The sequence below is a fragment of the Streptomyces sp. NPDC007901 genome (assembly GCF_042959465.1).
Classification (GTDB): Bacteria; Actinomycetota; Actinomycetes; order Streptomycetales; family Streptomycetaceae; genus Streptomyces.
Genome location: NZ_JBIBKW010000035.1, coordinates 16,804 through 37,528, shown reverse-complemented (window position 1 = coordinate 37,528; position 20,725 = coordinate 16,804). Strand labels below are relative to the sequence as shown.

General features: G+C 70.2%; 16 protein-coding genes. 6 read left to right on the top strand and 10 right to left on the bottom strand.

The genetic code is table 11. From position 1 onward, the window contains the following. Positions 1 to 105 precede the first annotated feature (105 nt). The 4 genes from ACFZDK_RS51790 to ACFZDK_RS51775 all read right to left on the bottom strand — a co-directional run bounded on the left by ACFZDK_RS51790 (position 106) and on the right by ACFZDK_RS51775 (position 4,068). Positions 106 to 840 (bottom strand): DUF1275 family protein, encoded by a 735-nt coding sequence (locus ACFZDK_RS51790; RefSeq protein ID WP_390985303.1) that lies wholly within the window; start codon positions 838 to 840, stop codon positions 106 to 108. Further along, complete coding sequence (locus ACFZDK_RS51785; protein WP_390985301.1) at positions 821 to 1,345, bottom strand: DoxX family membrane protein; 525 nt, start codon at positions 1,343 to 1,345, stop codon at positions 821 to 823. Before ACFZDK_RS51785 ends, ACFZDK_RS51790 begins: the two co-directional genes overlap by 20 nt. A gap of 43 nt (positions 1,346 to 1,388) precedes the next feature. Beyond that, positions 1,389 to 2,051, bottom strand: a complete 663-nt coding sequence (locus ACFZDK_RS51780; protein ID WP_390985378.1) for an isochorismatase family protein — start codon at positions 2,049 to 2,051, stop codon at positions 1,389 to 1,391. A gap of 127 nt (positions 2,052 to 2,178) precedes the next feature. Further along, the gene (locus ACFZDK_RS51775; RefSeq protein ID WP_390985298.1) at positions 2,179 to 4,068 is read right to left on the bottom strand and encodes an amidohydrolase family protein; all 1,890 of its coding nucleotides are present in this window, start codon (positions 4,066 to 4,068) and stop codon (positions 2,179 to 2,181) included. A 385-nt stretch (positions 4,069 to 4,453) separates the two neighbouring features. Between ACFZDK_RS51775 and ACFZDK_RS51770 the strand changes: the two genes are divergently transcribed. The 4 genes from ACFZDK_RS51770 (at position 4,454) to ACFZDK_RS51755 (ending at position 7,639) form a co-directional block, all read left to right on the top strand. Next, positions 4,454 to 5,425 carry an alpha/beta hydrolase fold domain-containing protein gene (locus ACFZDK_RS51770; RefSeq protein WP_390985296.1) on the top strand — a complete coding sequence of 324 codons (972 nt, stop codon included), beginning with the start codon at positions 4,454 to 4,456 and terminating at the stop codon, positions 5,423 to 5,425. Between the two features lie 21 nt (positions 5,426 to 5,446). Further along, positions 5,447 to 6,166 (top strand): alpha/beta fold hydrolase, encoded by a 720-nt coding sequence (locus ACFZDK_RS51765; RefSeq protein ID WP_390985293.1) that lies wholly within the window; start codon positions 5,447 to 5,449, stop codon positions 6,164 to 6,166. Positions 6,167 to 6,326: 160 nt separating this feature from the next. Then, positions 6,327 to 6,926, top strand: a complete 600-nt coding sequence (locus tag ACFZDK_RS51760) for a molybdopterin-dependent oxidoreductase (RefSeq protein WP_390985290.1) — start codon at positions 6,327 to 6,329, stop codon at positions 6,924 to 6,926. Positions 6,927 to 6,928: 2 nt separating this feature from the next. Beyond that, positions 6,929 to 7,639: an FAD-binding oxidoreductase gene (locus tag ACFZDK_RS51755; RefSeq protein WP_390985375.1), complete on the top strand. Its 711-nt coding sequence runs from the start codon at positions 6,929 to 6,931 to the stop codon at positions 7,637 to 7,639. 543 nt (positions 7,640 to 8,182) lie between these two features. Here ACFZDK_RS51755 and ACFZDK_RS51750 read toward each other — a convergent pair. The 3 genes from ACFZDK_RS51750 to ACFZDK_RS51740 form a co-directional block, all read right to left on the bottom strand. After that, positions 8,183 to 8,824: a DUF4232 domain-containing protein gene (locus ACFZDK_RS51750; RefSeq protein ID WP_390985288.1), complete on the bottom strand. Its 642-nt coding sequence runs from the start codon at positions 8,822 to 8,824 to the stop codon at positions 8,183 to 8,185. Between the two features lie 201 nt (positions 8,825 to 9,025). Beyond that, on the bottom strand, positions 9,026 to 9,397 hold the full coding sequence (locus tag ACFZDK_RS51745; protein WP_390985285.1) for a hypothetical protein: 372 nt from the start codon (positions 9,395 to 9,397) through the stop codon (positions 9,026 to 9,028). A gap of 138 nt (positions 9,398 to 9,535) precedes the next feature. Next, entirely contained in the window at positions 9,536 to 13,300 is a 3,765-nt protein-coding gene (locus ACFZDK_RS51740) for a S8 family serine peptidase (RefSeq protein ID WP_390985282.1), read from the bottom strand. A 235-nt stretch (positions 13,301 to 13,535) separates the two neighbouring features. On the opposite strand from ACFZDK_RS51740, the gene ACFZDK_RS51735 reads away from it, so the two are divergent. Further along, positions 13,536 to 14,576 (top strand): LuxR C-terminal-related transcriptional regulator, encoded by a 1,041-nt coding sequence (locus tag ACFZDK_RS51735; RefSeq protein ID WP_390985279.1) that lies wholly within the window; start codon positions 13,536 to 13,538, stop codon positions 14,574 to 14,576. 520 nt (positions 14,577 to 15,096) lie between these two features. After that, positions 15,097 to 17,622 carry a carboxypeptidase regulatory-like domain-containing protein gene (locus tag ACFZDK_RS51730; RefSeq protein ID WP_390985276.1) on the top strand — a complete coding sequence of 842 codons (2,526 nt, stop codon included), beginning with the start codon at positions 15,097 to 15,099 and terminating at the stop codon, positions 17,620 to 17,622. A gap of 470 nt (positions 17,623 to 18,092) precedes the next feature. Here the strand turns inward: ACFZDK_RS51730 and ACFZDK_RS51725 are convergent, their stop codons facing one another. The 3 genes from ACFZDK_RS51725 to ACFZDK_RS51715 all read right to left on the bottom strand — a co-directional run bounded on the left by ACFZDK_RS51725 (position 18,093) and on the right by ACFZDK_RS51715 (position 20,459). Then, complete coding sequence (locus ACFZDK_RS51725; protein WP_390985372.1) at positions 18,093 to 18,530, bottom strand: LysR substrate-binding domain-containing protein; 438 nt, start codon at positions 18,528 to 18,530, stop codon at positions 18,093 to 18,095. Beyond that, entirely contained in the window at positions 18,497 to 18,964 is a 468-nt protein-coding gene (locus tag ACFZDK_RS51720; RefSeq protein ID WP_390985273.1) for a LysR family transcriptional regulator, read from the bottom strand. Before ACFZDK_RS51720 ends, ACFZDK_RS51725 begins: the two co-directional genes overlap by 34 nt. Before the next feature lie 250 nt (positions 18,965 to 19,214). Then, positions 19,215 to 20,459 (bottom strand): MFS transporter, encoded by a 1,245-nt coding sequence (locus tag ACFZDK_RS51715; RefSeq protein WP_390985270.1) that lies wholly within the window; start codon positions 20,457 to 20,459, stop codon positions 19,215 to 19,217. Positions 20,460 to 20,725: the final 266 nt, after the last annotated feature.

Genomic DNA, 20,725 nt, shown 5'->3' with positions numbered 1-20,725 from the left:
CGATCCACAACGCCCGGAAGACGCGCGCCGCGAGCGGCGCCCAGGGCGAATCCGGCTCAGCGGGCTCAGCGGGCTCAGCGGGCTCTCGTGGTGATGGTGCGACGCTCACGCCGACCTGGCCCAGGCGGCGTCTGCGGTCGAGACGCGGTGGCTGGTCACGGAGGTGGCCGCGAGGAGCAGCAGGGCGAGGCCCAGGGTGAGCACCAGGTGCCCGTGCAGGAGGAGTTCAGCGCCGACGAGGGCTCCGAGGAACATGGCCAGTACGGACAGGATCCGGCGGCCGGGCCGCGGTGCCGCGCCACCGGCCGGGGTGGAGTCCGCGGCCAGCCCCGTCAAGGTCAGGGTCAGCACGGTGGTGGTGAGGTCCGGGACACCGAGGCGCCGGGCGACCGCGTTCTGCAGACCCATGGCGAGCCCCAGGAACACGATCAGGGCGTACCGGTCGCTGGTGGCGACCCGGCCGTCCGCCACCGCGGCGACCGCCACGGCGACCGCGACCAGCACCGTCTGCACGGCCGTTGACGTCCTCAACAGGTACCCGCGGTGCGTGGCGAACCGGGTACCGAGCCTGCCCCCAGCGAGGGCGCCGACGAGGAACGCGGCCATCGAGACCACGGAGGCGAGCGCCGACAGACCCTGGGCGCCCGCGAGCGCGAACCCCAGGAAGACCACGTTGCCGGTCATGTTGGCAACGAAGACATGCCCCAGGGCCAGATAGCTCACGGCGTCGACCAGGCCGGTGACCACCGTCAGGGTCAGCATGAGGGGAGGCAGGGGACCGTGACGGTCCTCTCCGGCCGGTTTGAGGGTGCGGGCCGCGTCACTCAGCAGCCTGTGCATACGACGTCCTTTCCATTGCGGCGGACGGGCGGTGCAACACCACGCGGGTGAGCAGTCCGCTGGCCGGGCCGATCACGATTGCCGCGAGGGCGACCCACACCGGCCACGGCGTCACTCCCAGCGCGTGATCGAGGGACCAGCGCCCGGGCCCGGTGAGGGCCAGTGCGGCACAGACGGCGATGAGGACAAGGGGATACTCGTAGCCGTCGTGCTGCACCCACAGTCCCCTGTGCCATTTGACGGTGCCCGCGACCGTCATCACGCCCATCGCGGCCATGGCGGCCGGCGGCGTGAGCAGTCCGACGGTCAGGAACAGGCCGGCACCGATCTGACTGCCGCCCGCGACGAGTGCGGTGAGACGACCGCCGCGGAAGCCGTCACCGCGGAACTCCTCGGTCCCGCCCGCCAATCCGTTGCCCCCAAGCCGGAAGCTCACCTTCTGCACGCCGTGCCCGGCGATGAGCAACCCCACCACCAGCCGGAGAACCAGCAGTCCAGCGTCCATCGTGTTCCCGCCTGTTCCTGACGTTCCGGTACCGGTGCGGGGATCAGCCGGCGGCGTGAGCGCCGATGACGGCCTGTGCGTAGACCATGCCGAGGCCGTAGGCGCCGCCATGCTCCTTGACCACGTCGCCCACGGCGGCGTACGTCTCGGTGCGGGCCCAGTCACGCTGGAGTTCCAGGAGCACCTGCACCCAGGTCACCGGTATGGCACCGCCCCGCACCATGCGCTGGACGGCGTGTTCGTGGGCCTGCGGGCTGACACCGCCGGACGCGTCGGTGACGACATAGACCTCGTAGCCCTGGGCGAGGGCGGAGAGCGCGGGCAGGACGACGCAGACCTCGGTCCACAGGCCGGCGATGACGAGCTTCTTGCGGCCGGTGGACTTGACCGCCTCGACGAAGGCGAGGTCCTCCCAGGCGTTCATCGTGCTGCGGTCGATGATCTTCTGCTCGGGGAAGACGGCCGCCAGCTGCGGCATGATCGGGCCGGAGAACGACTCGGCGGCCACGGTGCTCAGGACGACGGGGACGTCGAACGCCTTGGCGGACTTGGCCAGGCCCACGGTGGAGTTGATGATCGCGGTGCGGTCACCGCTGCCGGTACCGAAGAACATCTGCGGCTGGTGGTCCACGAACAGCACCGCGCAGTTGTCGGGGGTGAGCAGGTCGGGGCTGGGGGCCGCGGTGACCTCGGCGATGTTGACCATGAGCGTGAGCCTTCCTCGGTAAGGAGTGGCGCGGACCGCTGTCCGGGCCATGGGAAGAACCGTCCGGTGGACGGAGCTGGTGGTGTCCCGGAAGGGGCGGCGCAAGAGCCCGGCCCCTTCCGGGAGTTCACAGGACGAAGCAGGGATCGAAGGGAGTGCTCACGGCGTCCGGGGCGAGGCCGCGCGCGATGCGCCACTGGCGGTGCTGCTCCGACTCGGCGATGGCCTGGCCGAGCAGCTCCGCCTGGTAGGCGCCGGGAAGGGCCGCCCGGCGGGACACCTGGTAGCCGCCGAAGTGCGCCACCGGGCTCCAGGCCGGGTTGACGGGGGGAAGTTCCTCGTCGAGCCCCTCGTACTCGGCGGTGGCGTAGACGATCCGGCCGCCGGTCACCGTCAGCAGCGACTCGATGTGGGCGATGTCCGGCTCGGGCACGGCGAAGTAGTCCTCCGACAGGATCGCCAGGTCTCCGTAACATCCCGGCCGGAGCACGCCCTTGACCTCGTCCTCGCCGGTCAGTGCGGCGCCGGCGCGCGTGAACATGGCGAGCGCCGTCTGCCGGTCGACGCGGTTCGTCGGCGGGCGGAGTACCAGATCGCCGACGGTGCGGCCGCTGATGAGCCAATGCAGGGCGACCCAGGGGTTGTAGGTGGAGACGCGGGTGGCATCGGTGCCGGCGCCCACGGTCAGGCCGCGGTCCAGCATGGCCCGGACGGGCGGGGCGTCCGCGGCGGCGCCGGGGCCGTAACGGCGTACGAACGCGTCGCCCTGGAAGGACAGGCGGTTCTGCACGGACATCGCGCCGCCGAGGGCGGCGACGCGGTCGAGGCTGTCCGGGGAGACGGTCTCCGCGTGATCGAACAGCCACCGGTTGCCGGCCGGGAAGAGCCCTTCTGCGGAGAGCTTCTCGAACACCGCGAGATCGCGACGGATGGTCTCGTCGTACGTGGCGTGCAGCCGGAATCCCCACCCGTTCTCCATGAGCAGGCGCACTGCCTTCTCGAACTCCGCCTCGTAATCAGGTGCGTGTTCCGGACGCGGCTGGGCGAAATTCTCGAAATCAGCCGCCGCCCAGGTGAGGTTCTCGCCCGCGCCGTTGAGACGCAGCCATTCGTCCCCGTCCTCGGGGCGGGCTATTTCGATCCAGCGGGCGAGATCGTCGATCTCCTGACCCGCTGTCTGCGGGAAGAGGTGATAAGCGATACGCAGCGACAACTGTCCGGCCTTGGCCAGTTCGACGACGGTGCTGTAGTTGTCGGGGAAGTTCTGGAAGCCGCCGGCGGCGTCGATCGCCGAGGTCAGTCCGAATCTGTTCAACTCGCGCAGGAAATGACGGGTCGAGATCTTTTTGTCCTCGCCCTCCAGTACCGGTGCCTTGGCCAGGGTCGAGTACAGGATGAGGGCGCTGGGAGCGGCCAGCAGCATGCCCGTCGGATCCCCGTCCCTGCCCCGGACGATCTGGCCGCCCCTGGGGTCGGGTGTGTCCCGGGTGTATCCGGCCGCCTTGAGCGCCGCCCGGTTCAGCACTGCCGACTGGTACAGGTGCAGGACGAAGACGGGGGTGTCCGGGGCGGCGGCGTTCAGTTCGGCGACGGTCGGCAGTCTGCGTTCGGCGAACTGCTCGGCCGACCACCCACCCACCACCCGTACCCACTGGCCCTTGGGGGTACGAGCGGCCTGCTCACGCAGCATTTCCAGGCCCTGACGCAGGCTGCGCACGCCGTCCCAGCGCAGCTCCAGCACGTAGTTGAGGCCACCGCGAATCACGTGCAGGTGGGCGTCGTTGAGGCCGGGGATCACCCGTCGCCCCAGCGCGTCGACCACCTTCGTGTCCGCGCCGATGTGGGGTGCCACGTCCTTGTCATCACCGACGGCCGTGATGACGCCGTCGTGGATGGCGAGTGCCTCCGCATGGGGGCGGCCGGGGTCGCCGGTGTGGATCTTCGCGTTGCGGACGACGAGGTCCGCGGCATCGTCGACGGCCTGCGGAACCAGTCCGCCGACGGGCATGGTTGACATCGCTTGAAAGCCCCTCCGGGAAAGCCATTGACCGAACCGAGCGCATTCCGCCGACACTCGTTGTGTCTGATGACAAAGGCCGGCGTCTGTGGACGAAGGACCTCGGTTGCATGCCACATCACCGTAGACACGCCGATGGGCCGATCATGTCCCGCCAGTGCACAGGGCATGGCCTCACAGTGCACTGACTCAGCCACGCTCTGAATGTCATTCAAGAGGCCTGAGGGCAGCTGTGCGCTGTGAGGACAGCGGCGGTGCACCCACGGACAATTGCCGCGCGGCCCGGCGGTTTAGCGTGGCGAAAAGCGGCTCCGGGACGTCCTTCGCGGGATCCTGGCCGTATTGTCGGCGAGGCCGGCGGCCCCGACCGATTCAGGAGATTCACATGCCCGAGACCGTCGAGCCGGTTCAGCCGGTGCTGGAGCCCTCGGCAGCCGCGTTCGCGGAGGCCACCGCCAATCCGCCGTACCTGTTCGACCTGCCGCCCGCCGAGGGCCGCAAGGCCGTCGACGAGGTGCAGTCCGGCGAGATCGAGAAGCCGCGGATCGACGAGGAGTGGATCACCGTCTCGGGCGGTCCGACGGGCAGCGTCCGCGCGCGCATCGTCAAGCCCGCAGGTGCCGAGGGAACCCTGCCGGTGATCCTCTACATCCACGGCGCAGGCTGGGTGTTCGGCAACGCCCACACCCACGACCGCCTGGTGCGCGAACTCGCCGTCGGCGCGGGCGCCGCCGTGGTCTTCCCCGAGTACGACCTGTCGCCCGAGGTGCGTTACCCGGTCGCCATCGAGCAGAACTACACGGTCGCCCAGTGGGTCGTCCAGCAGGGCGCCTCCAAGGGCCTGGACGGTGCGCGGCTGGCCGTGGCGGGAGACTCCGTGGGCGGCAACATGAGCGCCGCGCTGACCCTGATGGCCAAGGAGCGCGGCGACATTCCCCTGGTGCAGCAGGTGCTGTTCTACCCCGTCACCGACGCGAGCTTCGACACCGGTTCGTACCACCAGTTCGCCACCGGCCACTTCCTGCGCCGTGACGGCATGCAGTGGTTCTGGGACCAGTACACGACCGACGAGGCGGAGCGGGCCCAGATCACCGCGTCCCCGCTTCGGGCCACCGCCGAGCAGCTGGCCGGCCTGCCCCCGGCCCTGGTCATCACCGGCGAGGCCGACGTGCTGCGCGACGAGGGCGAGGCCTACGCGGCCAAGCTCCGTGAGGCCGGCGTGCCCGTCACCGCCGTGCGGTTCCAGGGCATCATCCACGACTTCGTGATGCTCAACGCCCTGCGCGGGACCCACGCCGCCGAGGCCGCCATCACGCTCGCCGTCGGCACCCTGCGCGGCGCCCTTCACACCGCCTGATCCCGAAGAGAGAACCCTGACATGACTGCCTCCTCTCCCACCGTCGTTCTCATCCACGGCGCCTTCGCCGACGCGGCCGGCTGGTCCGGGGTGATCACCGAGTTGCAGAGCCAGGGCATCCCGGTGATCGCGCCGCCCAACCCGCTGCGCGGACTGGCCTCCGACGCCGCGTACGTCGCCTCCGTGGCCGCTCAGATCGACGGTCCCGTCATCCTGGTCGGCCACTCCTACGGCGGTGCGCTCATCACCGTGGCCGGCACCACCGAGAACGTCGTCGGTCTGGTCTACGTCGCCGCCTATGTCCTCGAAGAAGGCGAGAGCCTCGGCGAACTGCAGGGTCGGTTCCCCGCCAGCCCGCTGGTGAGCAACCTGAAGCAGTGGACGTACCCCGTCGAGGGCGCGGATCCCGCGGTCGAGGTCACCATCACGCCCGAGGCATTCCCGGACGTCTTCGCCGCCGACGTGCCCGCCGACGTCACCAAGGTCCTGGCGGTGGCGCAACGTCCGCTGGCTGCCGCGGCGTTCGAGGAGACGGCCTCCGCGGCCGCGTGGAAGACCAAGCCGTCCTGGGCGCTCGTGGCCGGCGCCGACCACGCGATCAACCCCGAGGTCGAGCGTTTCGGCGCCAGGCGGGCCGGGGCGACCGTCGTCGAGATCGAGGGTGCGTCGCACGCGGTCGCCGTGTCCCAGCCGAAGGAGGTCGCCGGCCTGATCCTGGACGCGGTACGCGCCACGAGTTGACCAGGTGAAACAGGCAGCCGCGCGGACGGACTCCCCCTACTGCGGCCGCGCGGCCTCGCTGTCGAGCCCTTCTGCGACACACCGGTCGCGGGTCGCACCGGACACACGGGCGACAACCGCATCGAGCATCTCGGCCCCCCAGGCATTCAGGAGACGACGAATGAACCCCTTCTCACCCGGCTTTCGCGGGCGCGCCCGTCCCCTGGCGGACCGACTGCCTCCCGGCCAATACCTGACGGAGCAGTTTCCCGTGCTGTCTGCGGGGCCCACGCCCCGCGTTCCCCTCGACACCTGGGCCTTCACGGTGACCACGGAGCAGGGACGCACGCACCGCTGGACCTGGGAGGAGATGATGGCTCTTCCCCAGCAGGAGACGGTGACCGACATTCACTGCGTCACCCGGTGGTCCAAATTCGACACGCACTGGCGCGGCGTCCCCGTCAGCGCCTTCTTCGACGAGGTCGAGACGGCCGCGGACCATGTCGTAGTCCACGGCCACGGCGGCTACACCACCAACTTGCCGCTGCAGGACCTCCTCGACGGCAAGGCCTGGATCGCGCACACGTACGACGACTGCCCGCTCTCACCCGAGCACGGTGGACCCGCCCGGCTGCTCGTGCCGCATCTGTACTTCTGGAAGTCGGTCAAGTGGGTGCGCGGACTTGAGCTCACGCTCGAAGACGAGCCGGGCTTCTGGGAGTCCGTCGGTTACCACAACTACGGCGACCCGTGGCGCGAGCAGCGCAACTGGGGCGACTGACCATGGGCATCGCCTGGCACGCCGCGCGGCTCGCCGAGCGCCGCCCCCAGACCGCTACGGCGAGTTCCCTGGTCTTCTCCGTCCCCGGCTGGCCCGGCCACCTGCCCGGCCAGCACGTCGACGTACGGCTCACCGCAGACGACGGCTACCAGGCGGTGCGCAGTTACTCACTGGCCGCACCCGCCGACGGCGACCGCATCGAACTCGGCGTGCAAGCCCTGTCCGACGGGGAGGTCTCCCCCTACCTGGCCCACGATCTGCCCCTCGGCGCCGACGTGGAACTGCGCGGGCCGCTCGGCAACTGGTTCGTCTGGCGGCCCGAGCAGACACAGCCGGTGCTCCTGGTGGCCGGCGGCTCCGGCGTCGTCCCGCTGGCAGCAATGATCCGCGCCCGCAGCCGGACAGAGACGCGCAGCGCTTTCCAACTGCTGTACTCGGCGCGCACTCCCGACGACGTCTGGTACCGGGAGCACCTGACCGAGCGGGACGCGCAGCTCGACGTCCGCATCGTGTACACCCGGCAGGCCCCGCCGGGCAGCACGCGCAGGCCCGGCCGCGTCACCCGCGCCGACCTGGACAAGCAGGCGGCACAGCTTCAGCCGGACAGCCCCGTTTACGTCTGCGGGCCCACCGGCTTCGTCGAATCCGTGAGCAATCTGCTGATCGACATGGGGTGCAACCCGGCCACGATCCGCACCGAACGCTTCGGCTGACCATGGGCGGCGGCATCGATGCCCTCCGCTTCGCCGATGCCGAGTGGTTCCTGCGCGCTGCCACGATCGGCCACCGAGGCTGAGCCGCCCTCGCGCACAGTGTCGCGGTCAGCGCCGGATCCGAACGTCCCGTACGCCCGCCTGGCAGACCATCCCCTCCTGGGCCGTGGTCGGCACCGCCGACCGTGTCATCCGCCCGCCGAGCAGCCGGCCATGGCCACCAGTGAGGGCGCTCGCATCGCGAAGGTCGACGCCGGTCACTTGTCACTGATCACCCGGCCTGCCGTGGTGACCGACGCGATCCTCGACGCCGCCCGAGCAGCCGACCGCACCCGACGCGGTGGCCTCCGGCCTACGTGACGCAGCCGCCGTAGGCGTACCGCGGACGAATCAGCTTCTCCGCCCTGGGCCCACCACACCTCGGACCCTCCGTAACGCCCCGCCGTCCCCGAGCAGTGAAGTCGCCCACAAAGACCAGTGGGCGTACCCCTTCGAGCTGCGGTTGACCGCCCAGCCGACGCCAGGATGCCGGTCAGCTGGGAGTCAGCTGCCGTCGCCAGGCCTGAAGGGACTCACTTGGGGAACCGACGCCTTACCCGTGTTGGAGACCCTTCCGCCGGTCCAGCGGACTCTGATCGGCTCCGTCTCGTCCGGCGGGGTGACGCGTACGGCCACGGGTGTCACTGTGGTGACCCCGGAGATCGCCGGATTGGTGAAGCTCAGGGCCGACCACGCGCTCGCTCCCGGGGCAAGGGTGACGATCCTTTGCTCCTGCCCGGTGGTCCGCTCGGCGTCCGGTGTGACGGCCTCGCCGGCACCGTTGACGAACGCCACACCCGGGAATCCGTACACCGTGCAGGTGCGGTGCGAGCCATTGGCCAAGATGATGGCGAAGTTCTCCTGCCCGGTGCCCGGGTGGTCCGGGCCGATGGATGCCCGCACCTCGGAGGTGTGGCATCGGGTCGCCGTCGGCGCCTGAGCCGCGGACGCGGTCGGCGTCGGCGTTGGTCGGCCCGACGAGCCGACGGTACCGACGTTGGCGGACCCCGAGCCGGTGGCCGACGACGGGTTTTCGGAGTTACTCGGAGCCGCGCTGCCCGTGCCGGTGCTCGTACAACCGGTCAGCGCAGCTGCCAGCACGGCGCAGCAGGCGAGTGCGGCGGGCACAGCTCTACGGTGCGTCATCTTCTACCTTCTTCGGTGTGCCGGATGGGCGGTCATACGCGTCCCCCGGTAACCGTCCGCATGGTCGTTACCGGGGGACGGGACCGCGTGGATCACGTCCTCGCCGTCGCCCGGCAGAAGCGGGCGGTGAGCAGGTTGGGGTCGGCGGAACGCGACCTGTCGCGCGCACGAACGTCGTACCGTTCGGCTGTTCCGTACGGCCTACTGACGCCGCAGCAGGTACTTGTGCTGCCCGGACAGGACGAGTTGGCCGCGCTGGTTGTGGATGGTGGCCGCTGTGACCACGATGCCGGTGTCGCCCGTCGGCTCCAGGCCGGTGATGGTGAGCGCCGGGTACAGGGTGTCCCCGGAGTGCACCTCGGCCAGAAAGGTGCAGGACACTTCGAGGAAGCAGGTGTCGTCGGCCGGATCGTAGGAGTAGACGTCGTCGACGACACCCGTACCGGGCGACTGCTCACCGGCACACACGACGTGACCGTCCAGTCCGCCGCAGGCGAGGTAGGCGATGGGCAGCGGGACCGGTGCCAGGCTCCGACCCCTGCGCGGGATCGCCTGCCAGGGGTGCGTCGGCATGCGTGGTCCGACCGTGCGGAGGGGAGGTGACGGTGCGTCAACTCGGACCGTGTAGGAGGGGATCGGCATGGACGGATACCGCCCGGCGGTCGTGCGGGGATCGCCGGGCGGCTTCGGTCAGGCCGAGGTCGGGTCAGGTCATCCGGCGATTCCCGCGGCGCGTACGACGGTCTGCGTCACGGTGTTGCCGCGGCTGTCACCGGCATGAACGCGCACCGTGAGGTATTGCGCCGAGGCGGGCGCGTGCAGGCGCAGGCTCACCTTGCCGTTGCCCCTGCCGCTGAGGCGTGCCGTCGTCCAGGTGGCGCCGTCGTCGTAGGACAGTTCCACCTTGCGGGTGTTGAGCGCCGCGTCGGAGCCGCCCTGCAGGTGCAGCGGAGTGACAAGCAGGGTCGCGTCGGCGGCTGCCTTGCCGTCGTCGGACGTCGGCAGGGTGTAGTCCACCTGGACGAGCGGGAGTTGCTCGCTGTCGTCGGCGTTCCTGGGCGCCGCGGAGGTGAACGTCCACTCGGTGCGCGTGGCGGTCGAGTAAGGGAAGGCGGCCGTGACCGTACGGGTCGCCGTGTGCACCAGACGATAGGTGCCCTTCGTAGCCGGTACGGTCGCGCTCACCCCGGCGCCGCCCTCGGCGACCAGCGTGTCGCCCCGGTACAGCGAGGTCTCCTGGGTGGTGCCGGAGCTGCCGAAGGCGACGTAGTTGGCGTGGCCGCCACCGGAGTCGCCCCAGGACGGGATGACGACATTCACCTCGTCACCGGTGCGCACGGGCAGTTGGACGCTGTCGTTGATGCGAGGGCGCACCACGGGGCCGAACCACTCCACGTCCGTGGTGCTTCCCGCCGGATAGGTGACGGACCCGGACGCACTGTAGGACAGGGACTGGAGCTCGCCCTCCTCGGTCCACGAGAACGTGTTGTCGGTGCTGACGTAGTCGGTGCGGTGCGCGCCGGCCGTGCTCAGCCGGTTGGTGGCGACCTGGTACGCGGTCCAGGGGTGGACGTCGTAGCGGTTCTCGTACACCTCACGGCCGGTCGGGTTGCGGAACGAGGTCTCGACCCGGGCCAGTTGACCGGTCGCGGCTGCGTAGACCGGGTTGGCGGGGATGCGGCCCTTCCAGGTGCGGACCAGGTCGTACAGGTAGTCCGTGTCGGGGCGGGAGACGGCCCGCACCGGCACACTGCCCGTCGTGCTCGCGTCGACGCTCGCCATGAGCTCGTCGCCCCTCGTGCGGGACAGGCCCACCACCTCGATGGAGGACTTGATGATGGGCTCGCGCAGTCGCCCGTCGAGGTCGTTGACGAACAGCAGCAGCTTCACGCCCGCTGCCTGCGCGGCCCTGATCTGGTCGTCCGCGGTGTCCTCGTCACTGGAGTCCCACGGCACCACGGCGGCCTTGCCTGCGGCGTCGACGCCCTCGTAGTCCTCCGCGAGACCTTCGCCCGGGTGGATCAGGTCGAGGGTGTAGTCGTCCTCGGGCAGCTTCGTCGAGCCGGGCATGATCCACAGGTCGTCGAACTCGTGCCCGCCTGCGGTCACCGACAGCAGTGGTTCCTGGTTGCGCCAGCGGGCGGTGAGGTACTGCTCGCCGTCACTGGGCGCGGACGTGGGTGCCGTCCAGATGCTGTCGTAGCCGTCACCGATCAGCGACATGTCGGCGACCGAGGAGCCGTCCTTGAACTCCCGGTAGTAGTCCAGGCGCCGGGAGAAGTTCTCGGTCTTCTTCGGCGTGACGGCCTTGACCTCCTTGAGCTTGGTGCCGTCGAGCACGAGGTCGGTGGTGCCGGTCACCTTCACCTGAGGGATGACCATGCGGGCGTATCCGGCCGAGGCGGGGCCGTGCGTACCCTGCACGCGGAAGTCGGCGTAGACGGTGTACAGGCCCGGCGGCAGCAGTTCGTCCGACTGGCCGCCGCTGTAGAGGTATGTGCCCGCGTACTCGTCGCCCTTGCGGTAGAAGGTGAGGACACCGTCCGTGGCCTCGCCCGAGCGGCCGGTGACCTTGGTGCGCACGTGGAACAACTGCTGGCGGGTGCTGACGCCGAGCAGCGTGCGGGTTAGCGCGGTGCCGTCGGCGGACGCCGTCAGCTGCCCGGTCCGGCGCTGGAGGCCGCCCGCCTTGTCCAGGTCGGTGGTGACCGTGGCGGTCGCGGTGCCGTGCGCGGGTACCTCGACGCGGCTGGGGGTGACGGTGAAGACGCCGTCGGGAACGCCCGGGGCGTCCACGGCGAGGTCCACGGTGACGGTTTGGTCGCCGGTGTTGGTCCAGGTCGCCGTGGACGGGACGGTGCCCTGTTCCGTGCCGGGCGAGTGGATGCCGACGTCGATCTTGCCGGTGGCGGTGAGCGTCGCCGTGGCCGCCGCGGCGGCGTCCGCCCGGCCGTTGCCGCCGTCGTCCGCGCTGATGTCGGGGGTGGGCCTGGCGGTGCTGACTAGGGCGTCCTTGATGCGGCTGCCGGTCCAGTCGGGGTGCGCGGCGGCGACCAGCGCGGCCGCGCCGGCCACGTGCGGGGTCGCCATGGAGGTGCCGCTGGCGGTCATGTAGGAGCCGCTGCCGTTGGCCGCGTACTGCGAGCGGGCGGCCAGGATGCCGACGCCGGGCGCGGTGATCTCGGGCTTGAGGGCGTCGTCGCCGTAGCGGGGGCCACGGCTGGAGAAGTCGGCGATGGCATCGGAAGAGTCGACCGCGCCGACGGTCAGGGCCGCGTCGGCGGTGCCGGGCGAACGGACCGTCTGGGCGCCAGGGCCATCGTTGCCGGCGGCGATGGTGAACAGGGCGCCGGTCTCGGCGCTCAGCTCGTTCACGGCCTGGGCGAGGACGGTCTCACCGTCGGCGTCCTCGCTGCTGCCCAGGCTCATGCTGATGACCCGGGCGTGAACATCGCGGGCGGCCCACTCCATGCCCGCCAGGATCCAGGAGTCGTAGCCGTAGCCCTCGTTGGCCAGGACCTTGCCGACGTGCAGGTCGACGCCGGGTGCGACGCCCTTCTCCTTGCCGTCGGAGGCGGCACCGCTGCCGGCGATCGTGGAGGCGACGTGCGTGCCGTGGCCGTGGCGGTCGGTGACGTCCTGGCCGGGGACGAAACTGGCGCTGTCCACGACCGCGTCCTTCAGGTCGGGGTGGCCCGGGTCGTAGCCGGTGTCGAGGACAGCCACGTCGACGCCCTCGCCGGTGTTGCCGCCCGCCCAGACCTCGGGGGCACCGATCTGGGCTACCGAGTCGCTGAGGGTGGCCTCGGCCTTGCCGTCGAGCCAGACCTTGGCGACGCCGCCGCGGAAGGCTGCGTCGGCGTTGGCGTCCGACACCTTCGCGGAGCCGGACGCGGTGCCGGTGAGCGCGCTCCACAGGGCACCGGTGTCCTCGCGGTCGGCGGCGAGGGCCACCCCGTTGACGCTGGTGAGGGGGCGTACGTCGGTGACATCGCCCGGCATGGCGACGGCGCGCTTGCGCAAGTCGGAGGCGGGGGCCTCCTTGCCGCCGTAGGTGACGATGAGGGGCAGGTGCTTGAGCTTCGCGTCGTCGTAGCCGTCGGCCACGAGCCGGGAGACGTTGAAGAGTTGGTCGTCCAGGGCGCCGGACGCCAGGTAGGGGCGGGCGGCGTCGGGATAGACGTAGGTGTCGCCGCCCACGGTCAGCACGCGGGCGCCGGTCGACTCGCCGCCGGGGCCCTGAACGGTGATCGTGCCGGGGCCGCCGCCCGCGCCGGGGGCGACGGTGACCTTGTCGCCGGTCACCAGGGTGACGACGGATGAGGCAACGTTGTCAGAAGTGCGGGTGGCACGGGCCGAGTTGTCGGTCGACGAGGTGTCTGCGGAGGAGGCCACGTGCGGGGTCGCCGCGGTGACCAGGAGGACGGTCGCGACCACGAGCAGGCGGCGCCGTCTTCCGGAGGGGTGGCGTGTCAAAGGATTCCCTCGACTTGAATGGGCGTACTGGCAGTTGATGTACAGGGCCAGTCGCGTCCTTGGGACTGGTGGGAGCGTGCCCACCTTGACGGTGACGCGTCATGCGCGACAAGATCCGGCTGTCGCGGCTTCACGCAATTGCGCACATGCGCTTACGTCTCGCGGGCGGTGCGCAGAGATACGGCAGCGACACGCTCAACACCCAAGCGCACTACAGCGGGAGCGTCGGGGCTGCATGGATGAGACGTCGGACAGCCCCTGGGCCGGCCTCGGGCTGGACGCACTCAGCGGCCGGGTCCTCGAGTACCTGGTGGGCCACGCCTCCGCCAGTTCCCCCACTGTGGCCGCAGCGGTCGGCGCATCGCCCGACGAGGTCGAGAGGGCACTGCGGTCCCTGGAGGACGCGCTCCTGGTCATCCCCATCACGGACCGGCCCCCGCGCTGGAAGGCAGGCCCGCCACGCTCGTCCCTGGGCTCCCTGCTGGCCCGCAGGCGCGCCGAACTGGCCCAGGCCGAGCTGTACATGGAGCAACTCCACGAGATCTACGACTCAGCGGCCCGCCCACATGCCCCACACCTCGTAGAGGTCCTGGAAGACAACGAGGAGGTCGCCGCACGCTATGCGCATCTCCTCAAGGGCAGCACCCACGAAGTACTGCACCTGGCCAAGCCGCCTTATGTGACCGGGCCCACGGCTGCCTCCGGTCAAGGGGGCACCGCACAGCCGCAGTACCGCGACGGCATACGACTGCGGTCGGTCTACGACACCGAGGGCTTCACGGACACGGTGTCACTGGAGACGGCACTGCGGGGCAGCGCCGGCGGCGGCGAGTTCCGGCTCAGCTCCCGACTCCCCGTCAAACTGGTCCTGTTCGACCGGACCACCGCCCTCCTGCCCCTGCACGACGACCGCCCGTCGGCAGGATCACTCGTGGTCCACTCGCCTGCCCTCGTCGCCGCACTCGCTGCCCTGTTCGAGACCATCTGGAAGCACGCGGTGCCGGTATCACTCGAAAGCCGGCAGGACTGGCCCGCCCCCCGCGAGACCCGGGAAACGACACCGCTCGACGAACGAACCCAGGCGATCCTCGACCTTATGGCGACCGGGATGAAGGACGACGCCATCGCCCGGGTACTCGACATCAGCCGCCGCACCGTGCAAAAGCATGTGAGCGAGGCAGGCACCGCGCTCGGCGCCAGAACACGCTTCCAGATCGCCCTCCGCGCAGCCGAACGAGGCTGGCTGCCGCTGGAGACACCGAACTCGAACGAGTAAGGGCCAGAGCGCAACCTCGTCCGATCCGCTCTCGCTATTCTCCCCGACTCGATTTGACGCTTTTCCCGGAGGAAGACAAAAACGCCCGGATGGTACGGAGTTCAGAACTGGGAGAGCGATTTCATTCTGTTGCCTGCCCACCCTGCCCGGCAAGGGTGAACCGTGCGGAATATGTGATCGTGCGCAAGTGAGAAGCCCGTCGGTGGCTTGGTCCCCGAGGCTGCGCATGGCGTGTTGAACGGGTGGGGCGCAGGTCACGGACCGGGCCGGATGCGTTGCTGTGGGTTTGTCTCGATCGGGTCGACGACGACACATGCGCGCAACAATTCGGGGGTTGACAGGCCGCCAATTGGCATCGGCTAATTGATCGCCCGCACATCATGCGTATTCACTTTCGTCCGGCCCGAGTTGAGGGCCCAGTCATGATTGGCGTCATGTGTCGATATCCACTCGTGCGAGAGGTGCGTTCCCGGCCTTTCGCATATTCCATCGCGGCGCGGCGATTCTCGGTGTCGCGACCTTGGCACTCCTGGGCGTCCAGCCCCTTGCGCACGCCGCACCGCCCGCGGTCGCGCAGGCCACGACCGGCACAGTTCAGGACGCATCCGACGCCGAGCCCGACTTGGCACCCGTCTGCGGCACCCCGGCCAAGGGGCACGCGACCTGCTACGCGATGCGCGCGACGGACCAGCCGGCCAGGATGCGGCTGAGCGCGTCCGAGGTTCCCGCGGGGCTCGGTCCGCAGGACATTCAGAGCGCCTACAGCCTGCCCGCCGACGGGGGCGCCGGCCAGACCATCGCGATCGTCGACGCCTACGACAACCCCAACGCCGAGGCAGACCTGGCCGTTTACCGCGCCCAGTACGGCCTGCCTCCCTGCACCACCGCCAACGGCTGCTTCAGGAAGGTGGACCAGCGCGGCGGCACCGACTACCCGCTCTCCAACAACGCCTGGGCGGGTGAGATCGCCCTCGACCTGGACATGGTCTCCGCGGCGGCACCGAACGCCGACATCCTGCTGGTGGAGACAGACAACGATGGTCTGGAAAACCTCGCCGCCGGTGTGGACGAGGCCGTGGACCTCGGCGCCAAGTACGTCTCCAACTCCTACGGCAGGCCTGGTGACTACCCGACCGACCTGGCCACCTACGGGTCCTCCTACAACCATCCCGGCGTCGCCGTGGTCGCGGCCAGCGGCGACAACAAATACGGCGTCTCCTTCCCCGCGACCCTCCCGTCCGTGACCGCGGTCGGCGGCACAACCCTGACGGCCGACCCGGCCAGCGCCCGCGGCTGGTCGGAGACCGTCTGGGCCAGGGACTCCTACGGACCGGGCTCCGGATGCGCGTCCCAGCAGGCGAAGCCGGACTTCCAGCAGGACACAGGCTGCGCGGGGCGAAGCGTCGCCGACGTGTCAGCCGTCGCCGACAACGTTGCCGTCTACCTGACCTACGGCTCGCAGGGCACCGGCTGGCAACGCTACGGCGGCACCAGCGTCGCGACGCCGGTGATCGCCTCCGTCTACGCGCTGGCCGGGCCCCCGCGCCCCGGCACCTCCCCCAATTCCTATCCCTACGCTGCGAACGGCGTCGGTCTCAACGACATCACCACCGGGTCGAACGGAACCTGCTCCGTCGCGTACCTGTGCAACGCCGGCACCGGCTACGACGGTCCGACCGGCCTGGGCACCCCGGCGGGCCTGGCCGCCTTCCGCAGCGGACCGCACGGCACCCTCTCCGGTACGGTCAAGGACGCGGCCACCGGCAAGCCGGTCGCCCACGCGACCGTCGGGTCCGGGCTCGACATCGCCACGACCGACACGCAGGGGGCGTACACGCTCGATCTCCCCGCGGGCGCGGTCAACGCCCTGACGGTGAAGGCCTTCGGCTACACGACGACCACACCGGTCACCCTCGACATCGCGGACGGCCAGACCCTCACCCGCGACTTCGAACTCTCTCCGATCCCTCGTGAGCGCGTCCACGGCACCGTCAAGGACGGGTCAGGACACGGCTGGCCGCTCTACGCCCGACTCGCCGTGAACGGGTCCCCGGAAGCCCCGGTCTGGACCGACCCGGTCACCGGCGCATACGAAATGACCCTGCCGAAGGGCAGCGACTACACGCTGAACGTCACCGCCGCCCTGCCCGGCTACGAATCCCTCGCACGGCCGGTGACGGTCCACAACAAGGCCGTCACCGCGGACGTGGCGCTGACCGCCGATCCCGACACCGCCACTGCCGTCGGCTACCGGCTCGAACTCGCCGACCGGGCCGAAACGTTCGAGTCCACCGCGACCGCGCCCCAGGGCTGGAGCGTGGTGAACGCGGCCGGCACCGACAACGGATGGGAGTTCGACGACCCGACCCAACGCGGCAACTCCACCGGCGGCGACGGCGCCTTCGCCGTCGTCGAGAGCGACAACGGGCCGATCGGACCGCATCAGGACAGCCAACTCATCAGCCCCGCATACGACCTGTCCGCCGCGCAGTCGGCGGAACTCACCTTCAAGACCGCGTACCTGGCCAACCCCACCCAGCAGCACATGACCGTGGACGCCAGCACGGACGACGGCGCCACCTGGGAGAACGTCTGGACCGGGCCGAAGGTCAGCGACTCCGCGCAACGCCTGACCGTGCCCGTGTCACTCCGGCAGTTCGCTGGGCACAAAGCCGTGCGGCTGCGCTTCCATTTCGTCGCCGACTGGGGCTACTTCTGGTCACTCGACGACGTGAACGTCCAGACCCGCGTCCTCGTACCCACCCCCGGGGGCCTGACCGTCGGCACGGTCCGGGACGGCACAAGCGGCGCCGGCTTGGTCGGCGCCACCGTCAGCGACACCGCGGACCCGGACGAATCCACCCTCACCACGGCCACGCCCGAGGACCCGGCCGTCAGGGACGGCTTCTACACCGTGTTCTCGGCGAAACCGGGCCCGCACGTCCTCCAGGTCACCGCGTCCGGTTACGCGGAGCTGCGCCGGAGGACTACAGTGCCGCCCGATCGGGTCCGCCGCATGGATCTCGCCCTCAAGCCGGACGCATGACCACGGTAGCGGCGGCCTTGCACGTCAAGGCGTGCGGCTGGGGTCCGCCTCAGAACGGGCCTGCCGGAGCATGAACTCCGAGAAAGGACCGCCACCTTGTGGGCGGCGGTCCTTTCTCGGCGCGTGGCAATACCGCAGAGCTCGGTCACTTCGGGAGTCGAACCGCGGGAAGTGGTCCCGCAGCGTTCGCCTCTCCGGCCCTGTGCGTCGGAGCGGAGGTTCCGCATCGCAGGCCGTGCCTTGCGACAGGAGGGGGCAGTGCTCGCCGAGAGGGTTGGTTCAGGCTCGGCGCGTCAAGGCGATGTCATGGCAGCCGGTGTGACTCGTCGTCGGCCGTTCACCCACCTCGCTGCAGCAGCGGTCCGCGCCCTGCCGTGTGGAACCCCATCCGTTTGACACAGACACGCCGCCCGGCATGACGTTCGGCGCGGCGTCGGCCCGGGAGGGCCGAGGGGGCGCCCCGGTCGCCGTCAGGTGATGTGCCGCAGCAGCGCGGCGACCGCCGAGGGCGCCTCGCCGGGAGGTCGTACCACCATGATCTTCCAGCTCGGCGCGTGTCGGCCGAACCGGTACTGGGGCAGATCGGGGAAGCGGTCCGCGATCGACTTGGGCATGATGCAGACGCCCAGGTCGCTGCGGACCAGTTCGGCTGCCGCGACGATGTCGTTCACCTCGAACGTCGTGCCGCGATCGACGCCCGCGGCCCGGAAGGCCCGGTCGACCGCGTAGCGGATGGCCCAGCCGGGTGTGAAGTCCACCAGGGGCAGCTGGGCCACGTCGGCGAGATGGACCTCGCCGTTCGGCGTCGCCCCGGCGAGCGACCGCGGGGGCGACGCCAACAGCACCATGTCCTCTCGGGACAGCAACCGGGTCGTCAACCCACGCTGCTGCTGGCGGTCGAGCGCCACCACGGCCAGGTCCACCGTGCCCTCGCGCAGAGCCTGCCGGATGTCGGTGCGACCGCCGCCTGCCGCAGCCGTACGACCACGCCCGGATGCTCCGCCCGCAGCGCGGCCAGGGCGTGATGGAGCCCTGCCCATACCCCTTGCATCGTGCCGACCGTCACCCGCCCACGCAGCTGCCCCCGTACGGCATCGACGGCCTCCCGTGCCAGTTCGGCGGCCCGGAGTGCCGCGCGTGCGGCGGGGACGAACGCCTCGCCGGCCGGGGTGAGCGCGACGCGATGCGTGGTGCGGTCGAACAAGGGGGCGCCCAGTTCGCGTTCGAGGGCGCGGACGTTGCTGGACACAGCGGACTGGACCACGTGCAGCCGCCTCGCCGCTGCCGTGAAACCACCCGCGTCGGCCACCGAGACGACGACCTCCATCTGGCGCAGATCCATCATCCGCTCCCGGTCAAGCAGCGCTCTGTCTGCTGCGAAGGCGACGGTCTTCGATCTTCGCCGCATCGTACGCGGAAGGCGGTGCGTCGTGCGGATGCCGGCCTATGCACCTCCAGGTACCCGCTCACGGCGTCGGGGCGGCAGGCCGAGGCCGTTCCTCAGACACGGATGATCTCGCCGGCTCTCCGGGCAAGCCACCTCTCGGGTTCCGCCTCGACACAACCCAACCCGACGCCCTTGGTGCGCACCGTTACCGGCTCTCTGTGCCCTGCTTCGTCGCCGCACGCCGTCGTCGCTCGGTGGTCCAGTAGAGAAGCGCGCCGAAGGGGAGGGCGGCGCCGAGTACGGTCAGGAGAGCCCAGCCTCCGGCGTGGTAGACGACGGAGCCGAGCTGGGAGCCGACCGCACCGCCGGCGAAGAACATGGCGATGAAAGCACTGTTGAGGCGCGCGCGGGCGGCAGGGTCGAGTTGGTACACAGTGTGCTGGCCGAGGATCAGGGTGGTCTGGACGGCCATGTCGATGACGATCGCGGCCAGGGCGATCAGTACGACGCTGTGTCCGCCGAACCCGGCGAGCGCGAAGGCCAGGGTGGCGACCACGAAGGCGACGCCTGTCACGGGGCGTACGAGGCCCCGGTCGGCCCAGTGTCCGGCAAGCGGTGCGATGGCCGCGCCGGCCGCGCCGACGAGGGCGAACACACCGACCCCGATCGGTGAGTAGTGGAATCGGGGACCGGTCAGGACGAAGGAGACCGTGGTCCAGAACGCGCTGAAGGCGCCGAACATCGCCGCCTGGTAGAGGCCACGGCGCAGCAGCGCCGGGTGCGTGCGCACCAGCCGGACGGTGGAGCGCAGCACGTGGTGGTACGGGATGGTCGTGGTCGGCGCGGACCGCGGCAGGGCCGCGCGCAGGGCCACGGCGAGCACGGCCATCAGGGCAGCGGAGCCGAGGAAGACCACGCGCCACCCGGCGAGGTCCGAGACCAGACTGCTCAGAGTGCGGGAGAGCAGGATGCCGGTGAGTAGCCCGCTCATCACCCGGCCGACTACACGACCCCTGGCGTGGTCGGGAGCGAGGCCGGCGGCAAAGGGCACCAGGATCTGGGCGACGACCGAGGTGGCGCCGCTGACCAGGGAGGCGATCAGCAGCATGGGGAAGCTGGTGGCGAGTCCCGCCGCCACGAGGGCGAGGGTCGTGACCGTCAGCAGGACGGTGACCAGGTTGCGCTTCTCCAACCGGTCGCCGAGCGGGACCAGGAAGAGCATGCCGATCACGTAGCCGACCTGGGTGAGGGTGATCAGTGCGCCGGCAGTGGCCGTGCTGGTGTGGAAGACGTCGCTCAGCGAGGACAGCAGGGGCTGGGCGTAGTAGAGGTTGGCGACCGTCATGCCGGAGGCGACGGCCAGGAGTGCGACCAGCCAACCCGGCACGCCGTGCGGGGCCTTTGTGGTCGCGGGCCGGCGCGGGTTCTGGACGTCGGATGATGCGGACATGTGCACCTTCTTGACGGACTGTGCCGGGAAGCCGGCTCGGGCGGAAGCGCTGTGCGGTGACCGGCAGCTTCTTCGATGCCGTCACGCAGGGACAAGCGCCGAGCTGCCTCGGGTGCTTCCTCATCCACGGCGATGGTTCAGGATGTCAGTCATCTCCATCCGAGATGAGCCCGTCTGAGGCCTTACCACCGGCGCCTGGAGTCCCCGCGATGACGGGGGTCGCGCCGTCCTGCGGGGAGTGACTACAGACGCCGCGAGGCCAGAAG

Coding starts and splice junctions, on each gene's coding strand:
- ACFZDK_RS51790 (WP_390985303.1), bottom strand. CDS start 840: ATGCACAGGCTGCTGAGTGACGCGGCCCGCACCCTCAAACCGGCCGGA.
- ACFZDK_RS51785 (WP_390985301.1), bottom strand. CDS start 1,345: ATGGACGCTGGACTGCTGGTTCTCCGGCTGGTGGTGGGGTTGCTCATC.
- ACFZDK_RS51780 (WP_390985378.1), bottom strand. CDS start 2,051: ATGGTCAACATCGCCGAGGTCACCGCGGCCCCCAGCCCCGACCTGCTC.
- ACFZDK_RS51775 (WP_390985298.1), bottom strand. CDS start 4,068: ATGTCAACCATGCCCGTCGGCGGACTGGTTCCGCAGGCCGTCGACGAT.
- ACFZDK_RS51770 (WP_390985296.1), top strand. CDS start 4,454: ATGCCCGAGACCGTCGAGCCGGTTCAGCCGGTGCTGGAGCCCTCGGCA.
- ACFZDK_RS51765 (WP_390985293.1), top strand. CDS start 5,447: ATGACTGCCTCCTCTCCCACCGTCGTTCTCATCCACGGCGCCTTCGCC.
- ACFZDK_RS51760 (WP_390985290.1), top strand. CDS start 6,327: ATGAACCCCTTCTCACCCGGCTTTCGCGGGCGCGCCCGTCCCCTGGCG.
- ACFZDK_RS51755 (WP_390985375.1), top strand. CDS start 6,929: ATGGGCATCGCCTGGCACGCCGCGCGGCTCGCCGAGCGCCGCCCCCAG.
- ACFZDK_RS51750 (WP_390985288.1), bottom strand. CDS start 8,824: ATGACGCACCGTAGAGCTGTGCCCGCCGCACTCGCCTGCTGCGCCGTG.
- ACFZDK_RS51745 (WP_390985285.1), bottom strand. CDS start 9,397: ATGCCGACGCACCCCTGGCAGGCGATCCCGCGCAGGGGTCGGAGCCTG.
- ACFZDK_RS51735 (WP_390985279.1), top strand. CDS start 13,536: ATGGATGAGACGTCGGACAGCCCCTGGGCCGGCCTCGGGCTGGACGCA.
- ACFZDK_RS51720 (WP_390985273.1), bottom strand. CDS start 18,964: ATGGATCTGCGCCAGATGGAGGTCGTCGTCTCGGTGGCCGACGCGGGT.
- ACFZDK_RS51715 (WP_390985270.1), bottom strand. CDS start 20,459: ATGTCCGCATCATCCGACGTCCAGAACCCGCGCCGGCCCGCGACCACA.